10 protein-coding genes are annotated in these 13074 nt (G+C 71.2%); all 10 read right to left on the minus strand.

All coding sequences use genetic code 11. From position 1 onward, the window contains the following. Positions 1-219: 219 nt before the first annotated feature. The 10 genes from Val02_RS31325 to Val02_RS31370 all read right to left on the minus strand — a co-directional run bounded on the left by Val02_RS31325 (position 220) and on the right by Val02_RS31370 (position 12396). Complete coding sequence (locus tag Val02_RS31325) at positions 220-1227, minus strand: M23 family metallopeptidase (RefSeq protein WP_239153470.1); 1008 nt, start codon at positions 1225-1227, stop codon at positions 220-222. Between the two features lie 28 nt (positions 1228-1255). After that, on the minus strand, positions 1256-1666 hold the full coding sequence (locus Val02_RS31330) for a hypothetical protein (protein WP_203902858.1): 411 nt from the start codon (positions 1664-1666) through the stop codon (positions 1256-1258). 109 nt (positions 1667-1775) lie between these two features. Then, the gene (locus tag Val02_RS31335; protein WP_203902859.1) at positions 1776-2591 is read right to left on the minus strand and encodes a hypothetical protein; all 816 of its coding nucleotides are present in this window, start codon (positions 2589-2591) and stop codon (positions 1776-1778) included. A 439-nt stretch (positions 2592-3030) separates the two neighbouring features. Continuing rightward, the gene (locus Val02_RS31340) at positions 3031-3903 is read right to left on the minus strand and encodes a replication-relaxation family protein (RefSeq protein ID WP_239153471.1); all 873 of its coding nucleotides are present in this window, start codon (positions 3901-3903) and stop codon (positions 3031-3033) included. Positions 3904-4136: 233 nt separating this feature from the next. Beyond that, a complete protein-coding gene (locus Val02_RS31345; RefSeq protein WP_203902860.1) occupies positions 4137-6719 on the minus strand; it encodes a type IV secretion system DNA-binding domain-containing protein in 2583 nt (860 codons plus the stop codon). A gap of 112 nt (positions 6720-6831) precedes the next feature. Next, entirely contained in the window at positions 6832-8583 is a 1752-nt protein-coding gene (locus Val02_RS31350; protein ID WP_203902887.1) for a VirB4 family type IV secretion system protein, read from the minus strand. A 35-nt stretch (positions 8584-8618) separates the two neighbouring features. Beyond that, positions 8619-9584 carry a PrgI family protein gene (locus tag Val02_RS31355; RefSeq protein WP_239153472.1) on the minus strand — a complete coding sequence of 322 codons (966 nt, stop codon included), beginning with the start codon at positions 9582-9584 and terminating at the stop codon, positions 8619-8621. A gap of 2 nt (positions 9585-9586) precedes the next feature. Further along, positions 9587-10498 carry a conjugal transfer protein TrbL family protein gene (locus Val02_RS31360; protein WP_203902861.1) on the minus strand — a complete coding sequence of 304 codons (912 nt, stop codon included), beginning with the start codon at positions 10496-10498 and terminating at the stop codon, positions 9587-9589. Further along, entirely contained in the window at positions 10498-10881 is a 384-nt protein-coding gene (locus Val02_RS31365) for a pilin (RefSeq protein ID WP_203902862.1), read from the minus strand. Before Val02_RS31365 ends, Val02_RS31360 begins: the two co-directional genes overlap by 1 nt. Positions 10882-11433: 552 nt before the next feature. Beyond that, on the minus strand, positions 11434-12396 hold the full coding sequence (locus Val02_RS31370) for a hypothetical protein (RefSeq protein ID WP_203902863.1): 963 nt from the start codon (positions 12394-12396) through the stop codon (positions 11434-11436). Positions 12397-13074 lie beyond the last annotated feature (678 nt).

The raw sequence follows: 13074 nt of genomic DNA on the forward strand, positions 1-13074 counted from the left end.
CGCGATCCCCGCATCTGGCGGGAGCTGAGTGAGTGGAGCGCAGGACGCGGACGCGGGTTCTCGCGAACCGCGCAGCACGTTGGTCGAGGCGATGCGCGCCCGGAATCAAACACCAAGGTTCGCGCGGCAGAGCCGCCCTCAACGCGGAGCCGGAACGACGCGGGACGACCAGGACAGGCAGCCGAAATCCCGTAGGTCAATCGCTGCGCCGTGACGGCGCTACGGACCCAGTGGTGCCCCGCGGGTTTTCATGAATGGCACCGGGTCTACCGCGTCGGCGGCTGCCGCACTACCGAGGTGTGTCTCGAAGTGCAGATGTGGTCCGGAGGAGTTGCCGCTGCTGCCGACGATCCCGATGACCTGCCCGGCCGCGACCGTTTGGCCTTCGGCGACGTAGGGACGGGTGAGCATGTGGCAGTAGCGGGTGATGACGTTTCCCGGATGTGTGATGTCGACGTACCAACCGCAGCCACCCAGGGTCGGTGACCCGTCCACGTCGCACGAGTGCCCGGCGGGCACGTTGCACCGCATCCGCGACACAACACCGGCCGCCGCGGCACGGATCGGGGTCCGGCGGGCGGCACCGAGGTCGACGCCTTGGTGGTTAGGTCGTGCGCCGGTGCGGAACCCGGACACGATCTCGGCTTTGACCGGCGCGATCCAGCCGAAGACTCCGACCGCGTCACCGCAGTCGCTGATACCGCCGCCGGACACCGCTGTCACAACGGCAACAGCGTCGGCTTCCCACTTTCCGAACGCATTCGGCGTCGCGGAGCGCTGCACCGCCTGCGCCGCGTCGTTGACGCTCATGTCCTGCCATCCCGGCACAGCGAGCAGATGCCGGTAGAACTGCTGCGAGGCGTATTCGGGGTCGAGGATCTGCTCCGGCGTTCCCCAGCCCTGTGACGGCCGTTGCTGGAACAGGCCGAGCGAGTCCCGGTCACCGCCGGACAGGTTGGTGAGCGAGCTTTCCTGCATCGCCGTCGCGACCGCGACCACCCGGCCTCGGCTGGGGACACCCAGCCGTGCGCCGACCGCGACGATCGTCGCGGCGTTGGCGACCTGCGCGGCGCTCCAGTTGCCGATCGGCCCGTGCGACGACGACGCCACCGGTCCGGTCGATGCAGTCGAAGGGTCGTTTGCCGGAAGGCACAGGACGCTGAGGTCACCGCCGATGGAGGCGCCGATCGCGCCGGCGCACAGCACGAGGCCGGCGAGGATCGCCACCGCGACCGCGATCAGGGAGCGGGCGCCGTCAGGCAAGGCGGTGCCGGCCCGCGGGGACGGTTCCGTTGTCGCGGTGGTGGACGGTGACGGTGTCGGTGGCCGGGTCGATCAGCAGCACCCAGCCGTCGAGCCGGTCGAGGTGGCCGATCGGGGCGTTGACCGGATCGGTGGCGGGGTCGATCGCCGCCGTGCCGACACCGTCGACGGTCTGCTCGCCGGGGAACGGGCGAGCGCCGGCCGCGGTGGTGTTCGGCGACAGGTCAATCCAGTCGTGCCGCACCAAAACATCGAGGAACGTGGCGGTGTCCCGGCCGAAGGTGTCGTGCCAGATCCCGCCGAGGACGGGGATCAGGCGTGCCGGCGTGGCGTCGAAGTGGACGTACCGTGCGGTGAAGGTGTGGTCGGCGTTGAGCCGGCCGACGTAGCCGGGGGTGGCCATAGCGCGGTGCTCCGATCGGAAAGGTTGCCGTTCGTGGGAAAGGTGTTCGGGCGCGCGGAGGCCGGGGCCGCCTGCGTGAGGCGGTCCCGGCGTGCGCGCGGTGGGTTGGTTAGAGGTTGATAGCGAGCAGGCGTTGCGTGCCGTGGAGCGAGTCGAGGTAGTCGACCGCGCGGTGCAGGTAGGTGACCCGGTCGGCGAAGGTGTCGCTGTTCGGGGCGATGCTGGTGCCGTCGTCGGTGAGGACCGCATCGGCGGTGACCGCGCTCGCGGCGCGGTATTGCCGGTATGCGTGGGCGCTGGTTTGCAGCACTTCGAGTTCGTCGATGTCGAGCTGTCCAGCGGGCGGTGACACGGCGTTGTGCATCCGCATGGCCAGGACACGGGGTTGACGCTCGAAGTCGGCCCGTGCGACGTGCAGCGGATAGCGGTGGGGGTCGGTGTGGTGGCGGTGCAGGAACTGCGGCCACGGGGTGGCCGCTCGGGTGCCGCGGGTGATGTGGTGCCAGCGCTGGTGGCGCAGGCCCGCACTCACGGCAGCGGAGTGGCGCATCCCGGCGAGGTCGAGCAGCCGCACGGGTCCGCCGGCGCAGTACGTCGGGCGTCCTTGGCGGAGGCCGAACATTCGGCGGTGCTGCCACCGGTGCAGGGCCGGGGTGGCCCAGAATCGTGGCGTGAGGCGGCCGGTCACCGCGAGGTGGCGGTCGAGGTGTCCGCAGGCGAGCGCGTCGCTGGGGACCTCGTCCGGCACGGCGATGACCATCGTGCGGATCGTCGGCGTGATGATGTCGACGACGGGGACGTCGCGGCTGTCGGTGGTGCCGACGTCGGAGGCGGTCTGGCTCACGGGCGTTCGGGTGGGAAGTGGGAGCAGGTCGGCGACGCGGCGGCCGAAGCGGCTCAGCGGCGTGCCCGACGGGTTCGGCATCGGTGGGCCTCCAGAAGGGTTGTGCGGCGCGGTGGCCGGGCATGGTGGGACGACCCGCGCGTGGGCGTGGGTGCGTCGGGGATGGGGTTTGGTTCGGGGTGGTGGTGCGACCGTCGGGGTCGCCGCTGGACATCGGTGCCGACCGGCCGGTAGAGGGCGGTGGGCGTGCCGATTGCCGTGGTGCGGCGGAAGGGTCCGAGGGTGGGACCGACCTGGTGGTGCTGCTGCGTGTGCTGTGTGGAGCCGAAACCGTAGCGGCAGTCGCTGTCCAGGCCACCGGCCGTCGCGATCGCCTCAAACAGGGGTTGACCTGCGTGGACATCGGGCGCCCAGGGAATCTGCGCGTGTCCCGGGCTTCCGTGGACAGTGAGGCGTTCACTGTCCACGGAAGGCAGCGGCTGCCGGCGGTCGCGATCGGCGGCTGTCCAGCAGCGGCGGGTTACGCGAAGTGTGTGATGTGGCCGCTGCCGGGCTGGCTGGGCAGCTCGAACAGGAACAGGCGCTTGCCGCGGCTGGCGCCGGCGAGGGCCCAGACCGGTCCGGCCGGGTTGCGGTTGTGTACGGCGGTCGCTACCGCCATCGGCAGCCGCGCGGCGGACAGCCGGTTCAGCAGGCTCGTTTCCCGGCGCGGGTCCGGTACCCACAGCAGGATCGGGAAGCGGGGGCCGCCGTCGGCGGCGAGGCGTTCGTAGGCGCCGAGCTTGCGCAGGACCCGGTCGATGTCCTCGGTGCCGCGGTCGTGTTCGAGGAACAGGCCGATGTGGGTGCTGCCCTCGCGCCAGATGCCGTGCCCGTCGGGGCGGATGTCCACGCGTGGGAGCCGGAACGCGGCAGTGGCGTGCTGTTCCGACCACCAGCGCAGCAGTTCTGCCCGGCCGCCGGAGGTGCGGGCGCGGGCGTGCAGGTCGGTGAAGAACGTATTCACGCCGAGGAGGTGTTCCAGGCGTGGGCTGCGCAGTATTCGGGCGCGGCGTTCGAGGTGGCTGCGCGGCGGTGCCGCGGCGGGGTTGTCAGGGTCGGTGTAGGCGTGCGGGTGCAGCAGTACGCCGAGGGTGCCGAGGGTGTAGCGGTAGGAGCCGCTGGTTTTCTCGGTGCGCGCGAACGTCCACCGCGAGACCGCGCCGATGCGGTGCAGGGTGGTGAGGCGCTTCTGCGCGGAGCGGGTCGAGGGGAACAGCGCGGTGGCGATCTGTTCGGTGGACAGGACGTAGTGCTCGGCCAGCCAGGACAGCAGCAGCAGATCCCGGCCGGTGAGCCGACGCAGATCGGCGAACGGATCGGAGGGACCGGAGGCAGGGATACGGGCGATCACAGGGATGTGCTCCTAGGGAAAAGGGGTAGGGAGACTCCCTCCGAAGGAGGGAGTCGCGGCACCACTCGATGCCGAAGCGACCCGCCCAGCGGCGCTGAGCAGGCAGAACGTGGATGAACGGCGCTGGGCGGGGTGGCCGCATCGGTGCCGCTGGGCGCACCCGGTAACGAACCCCCCAACGAACCGGGCAACGCACCGGCTCCACCGCGACAGAGGTCGATACCTCAGGCCGGCTAGGGTCCGGTGCCCTTCGGCCTACGAAGGCGGTCGCCGGAGCCGCGACTGCGGCGGCTGGCACCGTTGTGGCGGCCGTCGTCTTTCGGGTTTTCGGCAGGACCGGCCGGGTCGGCGTCGTTCGGCGCGGTCGGATCGAACCCATCCGCTTCGGCCGCGGCGAGAAACGCCTCCGTGCGCTCGGCGACGCGCTGGCGGATCTCCGCGGTGTGGCCGAGCACCGGCAGCGGCGGCCTGGTGCGCATCGTGAACGCCGCACTCTGCCGACCGCCGGCCACGAGCCGCGCCGCCGCGGTGTAGGCATCGAGATGGGTCAGGTCATGCTCGTCCAGCTCGGGCACGGTGTGCCGGGCGAGGACCCGGGCATCTTCGGGCGCGACGGAGAAGAACACCTTGTTCCGCGCGTTCGCCGACGCCGCCGCGACCAGCTCGCGCGGGAACTGCGCCAGGTCCTGATGCGCCAGCGTCATCGACAGCCGGTACTTGCGGGCCTCGGCGAGCATCGTGTCCAAGCTACTGGCCAGGGTCAGGAAGTTCTGACATTCGTCGAGGAAGATGGAGCAGTCGCGGCGGCGTTCGACGGGGACGGCCGCGCGGGCGGAGGCGGCCTGCCATACCTGGGCCAGGATCATCGAGCCGAGCAGCCGCGACGTGTCCTCCCCGAGAGTGCCCTTCGGAATCCGCACCAGCAGGACACCACCGTTGAGGATTTTGCCCATGTCGAAGCTGGACGCCGGGTGGCGCATCGTCTTACGAACGAAGTCACGCAACAGGAACGCCCGCAACCGGGCCAGGACCGGGCCGATGACTTGGGCGCGGACGCCGTCGGACATCGAGTCGTACCAGACCCAGAAAGCGTTCAGATCGGGGTCGTCGAGGTCGGCGACCAGCCGGGCCCGGAACGCCCGGTCGGTCAGCAGCGCGGGAATCCCTTGCAGGGTCGCATTCGGATGGCGCAGCAGGGTCAGGCACGAAACGCGCATGACGTCGTCCATCCGTGGTCCCCACGCCTTGGCGAAGATCGCACCGAAGATGCTCACGATGTTGTCCACGACGAGATCGGCGTCCTTGCCCTGCAACGGGTTGAGGGTCGGCGGGACCGGCTGGTCCGGGTCGAAGAGCACGATCCGGTCGGCCACTTCGGCGGGGAGCCGGTCGAGGACGTCGAGGACGAGGTCGCCGTGCGGGTCCAGGACGACGGTGCCGCGGCCGGCTTTGATGTCGGCGATGATCAGGTTGGCGAGCAGCGTCGTCTTCCCGGAGCCGGTCTGGCCGACCATGTGCGTGTGGTAGCGCGCATCCGGCACCGCGAGGGCGACGGCGTGGCCGCCGATTTCCGCGTCGCCGAGCACCTTGTGTCCCCGCCCACCGGACGGGACCGCGACCGGGACCGGCATCGACCTGGCCCGTGCCCGGTCCAGGCCGGGCACGGCCAGGTCCTGCGGGAGCGCGGCGAAGCGGGCGAGTTCGCTGGTGTTGGTGAGGAACCCGGCGCCAAGACGCCGCCCGTCGAGGACGGCCTGTGGGTGGCGCATCCGGGGCCGGTGCCGCAGCTGGTTGCGGCCGTCGTAGACGGCGTAGGACGCCGCGACAGAATCGGCGACGTTGCGGACCCGCCCGACCGCGCTGCCGGAGCGTCGCCCGTTCGTTTTGACGACGATGTAGCGGATCGCGGTCTGCCACAGCGGCTGCGCCGTCTTGTCCACGATCGCGCGGACGTCGCGGACGGTCTGCGGATCACGGCCCGCGGCCGGCGCTCGGGTGCCGGTCGGGCGGCTGGGGCCGGACAGGAACTCCAGGAGCAACCCGGCCGGGTTGAACGTCGGCACACCGGTCTTGCCGGCGCGTAGCCGCGCGGCGGCCTTACGCGCCCGCAGCGTTCGCCGCCGGCTCGCTGGCCGGGTGAGGATCTGCACGCACAGCCGTTCGTCGGCGTTCAGCTGGGAGCCGGCGGCGATCAGGGCGCGCAGCGGGTCGGCGGTGAAGTCGTCGGCGAACGGGAACCACTCGGCGTACGCCGGTACCAGGTGCCCGCCAACGGCGGTCGAGTCCGGGGTGTACGCGATCGGTGGTGTGGCAGGGGTTGTGGTGGTTGCGGCGCCGGGCCAGGCGCCGCGGATCGCGGCTTCGAGGGCGCCGGCGGCGACGGTGCCGGGCACCCACACGGCGATCAGGAGCTGCCGGCCGGTCCAGGTGTACTGCCACACCACGTGCGGCACGCCGTAGAGCAGGCGCCGCCATCGGGAGCCGGCCAGCACGCCGGACAGGTTGCCCCACAGCTGTTGCGCCGCGCCGGGTTCGACCTGCGGCGGCGGGGCGATCGTCACCAGCCGGGCACCGGCGGCGTGATGGCGGTGCCGCCACGACGCGAGCACCTCGCGGCCGACCAGCACGCACATCGCCGCGGCGGCGACGACGGTCAACAGCCACGGCCGGTCCCACACCCACAGCGCGGCGGTCACCGCCCACGAACCGTCCAACGACGGCGGCGCGATCGGCTCCGGCCTCGCCGGTGTAGAAGGCGAAGGCGGCGACGGTGGCGGTGTCGGCGCGGACGCAATGGCGATCCACAGGGTGTTCATAACGGATGTCCTCTACGCGGGTGCGGGCATGAGAAGAGGCGCCCCGCCCGAGCGTGCAGCTCGGATGGGACGCCTTCGGGGTGAAGCAGCGAAAGTCGTTGCGGTGTAACGGTTACAGGTCTTCGTAGCCGTCGTCGTAGGTATCGGCCGGGGTTGTGTCGGCCAGGATGTGTTCGGCCGGTGAGGACACCGATTCGAACGCGGTCCGGGAGACGCCGCTGATCAGCAGGCCGTGTCCGCGGCGGGCGGACAGCAGCATCCGCCGTTCCCCGCTGGTGAGGCCGAACGCGTCGCCGACGGCGTCGATCGCCTGCGGCGCCTGGTGCAGCAGGATTTGGGTCGCGGCGTTGGACACCACGGACTGCCCCAGATCGGTGCTGAGCACGTCGGCGACGTCCTGGGTGACGACGGTCAGGCCGGTGTTGCGCTTGCGGCCGGCTTTGGCCAGCCGGGACAGGAACCGTGCGCCTTCGCCTGAGCGCATCAGCAGCCACGCCTCGTCGACGACGACGATCCGCCGCGGCGGTGGCCCACCGGCCGGTGGGGCATCCACGGTGCGCCAGATCGAGTCGAGCGCGAGGAGGGTGCCGACCGAGCGCAGCTCGTCGGGAAGCTGCCGCAGCGACCACACCACCAGGTGCCCTTGCGGGATCGAGGTCGTCGGCCCGTTGAACACCTCCGAAAAGGTGCCCGACACCCACGGCGCGAGCCGGGCCGACAGCAGCGGCCCCGCCGGGTCCGCATCTGCGGCAAGGACGGCGGCGAGGTCGGCCAGCAGCGGCGCGGCCCGGTGATGCGTCCCCGGGTCGGCGGTGATGCCGGCATCTTCGTACACCCGTAAGATCGCTCGGTCCAACGCCGATCGCTGCGCCGGTGGTGGGGTCTGCTCCAGCAGCACCGCGACCAGGGTGTGCAGGAACATGCCGCGTCGGGTGAGCGCCCCGGGTCGGGTGTCACCGACGGGAAGGTCGAGCGGGTTGAGTTTCACTCCGGCAGCGCCGAGGCGCACCACCGTTCCGCCGACGGCCTCCGCGAGGCGGACGTATTCGTCCTCGGGGTCGATGATGCCGACCTGCACGGCCCAATAGAGCAGGCGAAGCGTTTCCAACTTCACGAAGTAGCTCTTCCCGGCGCCGGAGCGGGCCAGCACGATGGAGTTGTAGTTGTCCTGAGCGAACCGGTCCCACCACACCACCCCGTTCGACGCCGGGCTCAGACCGTAGAGGACCCCGCCGGTCTGTGATGGCTGGCCCGGCAGCGGCGCCGGCAGGTCCGGCGACGCCAGCGGAAACGCCGCCGCCAATGCCTGGGTGTCCATCGTGCGCAGCATCCGCAGCCCGTCATGCGCCAGCGGCAGGGTGGACGCCCACCCGGCCAGGTGCCGCCACGTCGCTGGCTGCACCTCCAGCAACGTCGACGCGGCGGCGGCCTTGACCTGAGCGCACGCCTGCACCAGCTTCGCCTCGCTGCGGGCGTGAACGGTCAGGTACACGCCGACGCGGAACAGGCGGGCCGCGCCCCGTGCGAGCCGCTCGGACAGGTCGGTGGCGTCCTCGGCCGCGGCGTCGACGTAGGGGTCGGACAGCTTCCCGCCTGTCGCGGCAGCGCGTCGGGAGGATTCCAGCTTCGCCCGCTGCTTGCGCAGCCGGTCCGCGGCGATCGGGGTCGGCACCGGCTCGATGTGGACCGCGACGTCGAGCCGGCCGCGCCAGGACAGCAGCGGCTCCAGCCAGGCCGGCCCGACCTCGCTCGGATAGCCGGTCACCACCAGCGTGGCCGCGAATCCGTCCCCGACGCGCACATACCGCGGGGTCACCTCCACCGAGGCGGGCGCCACCGTGTCGGCGAGTGTTCCTACCTGCACGACCGCGGCGCCGGCGTTCCGGCGGTTGCGGCCGATCACGCCGACTCCTTGCGGCGCGGCCCGGGAGCACGGGTGATCGTCGTGGCCGGGCCGGCGAGCCCGCCCGGCCGAGGCGGCCGGTACGGGTCAGCGGCGGCGGCGAGTGCCGCGGTGACCGCCGCCCCGTCCAGCGGCGCGGCGTCGACCCCGAGGCCGGACAACTGCCGCACCGTGTCCTCGGCCCGCCGCCGAGCCGCGTGGTCCTGCCGCTCGCCGGGCGCGGTGCGCGCCACGACGAGGACCTGGCGGCGCAGCGGATCGCGCCGGGTCGCCAGGTCCGCGAGGAACGCGGCGTGGTCGGCGCACGCCGCCGCCAACGCCGGGTGCACCAGCGCCGGTGCGCCCTCCGCGAGGGTGATGGCGTGCGCGGCCAGGTCCTGCGGCTGCGCCGACACGACCACCTGCGTCGGCCCCGATAGCGAGTTCAGCCAGGCGCCGAAACCGTCGATCAGCGCCGCCTTCTCCCCGTTTGTGCGCAGGGACAGGTTGACGGTGCTGGCCGCGACCACCGCCGCGGTCGTGGCGCCGAGGGTGATGTCGCCGTTGTCGGCGACTGCGTCCGCGGGCAGCCGAAGCGGCGCCGGCAACGGCACCCGCTTCGGCGTAGGGTCCTCGACCCAGTCGGGGACCTCGGCGGTGGACACGTCGGTGGCCGACAGCGCTTTCGGCCCGCGCGAGTGCCGCACCGCGTGGGTCAGCCACACGTCGAGGGCGAGGCCGTCGCGGCGGCCGACCGCCAGGCCGAAAGCTAGACCGCCGCCGATCACGCCGATGCCGATCAGGACCGGCAGCGGCACCAGCCGGTGCAGGCTCTGGTAGAGGCCGCAGAACGCGACCGCGGCGACCGCGACGATCGCGAGCTGGCGGAAGGTGAGGCCGTAGACGACCTTGTCGGGGGCGTCGACATCGGCCGACATCTTCGCCCTAACCGGCGCCTCCGAATCGTTGCGGGTGTTGTCCATGGCTATTTTCCTCCGCGGAGAGTCGCCGGGATACCGATCACACGGGCGCCCTGCTGCACGACCGTGGTGCGCAGAACGGCGGTCACGAGGTTGTGCGGTGGTGCGCCACGCACGAGGTACTGCTTCACCAGCTTCGGGACCTTGACCGTGGCGTAGAGCAGCACGATCACCACCATCAGATTCGCTGTCTGCAACGGATCACCGCCGATGGACAGAAACGGCAACATGGCGGCCGGGTCGAGCAGCAGCCACGCCCCGGCCTGGAGACAGAACGCCTGCACCATCGGCGTGAGGAGGCAGCCACCGATCGACTGCCACCACAACACGGCGACCCGCTCCGTCTGCGGAAGGCCGTAACACGCCAACGCGAACGGGCCGAGCATCGCCAACACCAGCAGCACCGCGACCCGGGTGATAAGCCCGAACACGGTCGAGGCCAACAACACCACGATGATGCCGATCAGGATCGCGGTCAGGACCGGCTGCGCCGGATTCTTCCCGGCCGCCTTTACCAGGCGGGCGATCGCCGCGACCGCCCCATCGCGGTCGAACTTTTCGCCGGCGATCGCCCGGATGAACGCGTTCGCGACCTCGATGAGCTTGCCGACAAAAAGCGGCGAGAAGTGCGCCGCCACGAACCCGACGATCGCCCGCGGGATCAGGGCCTTCACCTCGTAGCGGGCCTTCTCATTGCCGCCCGCCGTCATCGTCAGAATCCCGGCGGTGAGGAACACCAGCACGTAGACGGTGTCCACGACCAGGACCGCTTTCGTGGTCAACGCCCGCAACTGCGGCAACGCGGTCACGTCAGGGGTCAGCAGCAGCCCGTTTTCGATGATCCGCAGGATCGCCAAAAACGCATCCAGGATCGTGTTGACAAGCCATTCGGCAATATCGGTCAGGAACGTGTCCACTACGGCGTCCCGACAATGCCCTGGATGATCGACAACAGGACCGGGGCGAGGACGGCGAGGCCGTAGCCGATCAGCGCGTTCTTCAACGCCGATTTCGCGTTATCGACCTGCGACGGGTCACCACCGGCGGTCGCCCAGTACACCCCGGCCAAGACGAGGAAGAGGGTGGCGACCGCCGCGAGGATCCCCATGATCCAGGTGCGGAGGTTGTTCACGACCGTCGGCAGGTCGTTGGCCGCGAGGTACATCGGGCCGGTGCTGTCGGCGAACGCCGCCGTCGGCACCGACAGCAACAGGACAACAACGCCGACATGAGCACCGAGGCGAAAAAGCCGACGAAAAAGCGGTTTTAGGGCGCGCGGAAGCGCAGAAGGGCCGGGCATGGCGGGGGTTCACCTCCCGCCCCACGCCCGCCCCCGCAGGAGCACAAAGGGCTGGGCGGGGCGGTGCGGGGCGATCCGAGATCGGAAAGGGAACCGCCGCCGACCCAAAGCGGGTCAGCTCATGCGTGGCGTGAGCGCATCAGGCCCGGGGTGGAGCCAGTCCTCCCAACCGGGGATCTGGCAAACGGGGCGATGAGGTGTCAGCGCATCGACAGCGCAGCAACCCGGGGCAGACGCAGCACACTCCACGGGAACCTGTCCCGGGCCGGCGGCGGGCGAAACCCCGCCGTCCGCCTCTGGGCGCCGATCGGTGATCCCGCACCCCGTCAATCCCGCCCAGGACAGCGCCGGCGAACAGCGGCCCCGCTGTCCACCGCTGTCCGACCGCACACCGCTGGCTGCCCACGGCCGCCGCTGGACAGTGCCTGCGTCCGGCCGGGATGGACATGTCCAGGCTTGGCCGGCACGGACGTGCTGGTCGGACTCGCGAACGCGGGTGGGCCCGCGCCGCGTGTCGTGCGGCGGGACCCACCCGCGTATCCGGCCTGTCGGTCAGGCGGCCATCCCGTGGCCAGCCGGCGTGACCACGTCCGGCGCGCCCTGTCCGCGATTGGCCACGCCGATGGCTGTCCGGCCGCGGCCGGTGTCCGACCCGGAGACGGCCACGCCAGACATGCCGGTGTCCGCGCGCACCCGGCGTTCCACGGCCGTGGCGCGGGCGCGAGCGGCCTCCGGGACGACCGAGCCGGTCAGCAAGCCGGAGGCGAGAGCCGCCGCGAGGCGGTCACCGGCACGGTTGAGCCGCATCCGCAGACAGTCGGCCGTGACCCCGAGCCGCGCGGCGACCGGCTCGATCGCCCGGTAGCCCAGCCGTACCTCCAGGAACGGTTCTTCATCGGCGGCGGCGATGACACCGAGCTGGCAGGCGCGGCGCACCAGCAGATCCGGATGTCCGTACGGCCGCTGCGGAGTGCGAGAACCAGCCACGGCCAGGTCGACGTCCTCGACCAGCTCCGCATCGTCGGTGCGCGTCCGTGTCCGCAGACGCAGCCCCGCGTCCTGGCCGGCCCGCACCAGGCGGATGAACACGGCCGGTTTGGCCAGGTCCAACCGGTGGTCGACCGCGGCCAGGAAGCCGGTCAGTACCTCGCTGTCCATGTCCTCGGCGTCACCGGTGAAGCCGTTGCGCAGGCGACGGGTCACCCGCGACAGGCCAGGCGCGGCCATCGCGATGACGGCCAGCCGCCAACCGCCGCCGTCCACCCGGGCGCGGGTCACCAGCTCCCGCCACACCACGTCCGCCGCGTCATGACGGCCGGGGTTGTCCAGCAGCCACCGCCGCAGAGCCACCAACGACACCACGCCCGCCGGCAGCCCCAAGCCGTTGCCCGCGGCTGACAGTGCATCGCAGTCGAGCAACAGCGGCGTTTCCTGCGCGGCGAACGCGGCCTCGACCGCACGCAAGTGCGAGCCGGCACGGGTGCTGAAACGGCGAGGCGCAACGATCGTGGACACAAGGGACTCCCGGCGAGAAGGGTCTGGCGGCGCTACGAGTCGCGCGCCGAGACCGGGAATCCTGCACCCGGCCGCGCGTCAGTAATTCAGGAGCCGCTGTCCACCCGCGCAGCCGACAGCAGCCAATCCGATGTCCACCACCGTCCAACCGCAACGGTCACCGGAAGTCGGCACCCGCGACACGACGAGCAACTGTCTACGACCGCAGCGCGGAGCCCAGACAGCAGCCGATACACGGAACGCTACTGTCCAGCTACGAACGGCAAAGCGTGGAGAGTGTGCGACCCGGCTGTACGTGACGACGTCGCGCTCGGCCCAGACGCAAGCGTCGACTCGCTGGGCGTCGCCTACCGAGGCCGGAAGGCGAGGACTCCGCGCCACCGTGCGGGAGTTGATGCCCAGCGGGGTGTCGCACAGCCGTCGGCGCCAACGATCGAGCCCTCAGCAGACGGCGACTGTCCACGCGCCCTCCGGAGTAGCGCACCGCTGGACAGTCACGGTGCAGGACTGTCCAGGCACAACGGTCGCTGACCGCCACTGTCCAGATGCGCGAAGCGACCGTCCAGGACGCCGCTGTCCACCTCGCGGACCCGCACGGGCGCAGCGGACAGTGGATGGACAGCGGTGCTGCTGTTCGCCGCCGCTGTCCGGCACGCATATGTAGAGGTGTCAGCGCAT

This window comes from Virgisporangium aliadipatigenens, assembly GCF_016863615.1.
GTDB lineage: Bacteria > Actinomycetota > Actinomycetes > Mycobacteriales > Micromonosporaceae > Virgisporangium > Virgisporangium aliadipatigenens.

Excerpts from the sequence above, each read along its gene's own strand:
- Val02_RS31355 (WP_239153472.1), bottom strand. The coding sequence starts at position 9,584 with ATGGACAACACCCGCAACGATTCGGAGGCGCCGGTTAGGGCGAAGATG.
- Val02_RS31365 (WP_203902862.1), bottom strand. The coding sequence starts at position 10,881 with ATGCCCGGCCCTTCTGCGCTTCCGCGCGCCCTAAAACCGCTTTTTCGT.
- Val02_RS31335 (WP_203902859.1), bottom strand. The coding sequence starts at position 2,591 with ATGCCGAACCCGTCGGGCACGCCGCTGAGCCGCTTCGGCCGCCGCGTC.
- Val02_RS31330 (WP_203902858.1), bottom strand. The coding sequence starts at position 1,666 with ATGGCCACCCCCGGCTACGTCGGCCGGCTCAACGCCGACCACACCTTC.
- Val02_RS31345 (WP_203902860.1), bottom strand. The coding sequence starts at position 6,719 with ATGAACACCCTGTGGATCGCCATTGCGTCCGCGCCGACACCGCCACCG.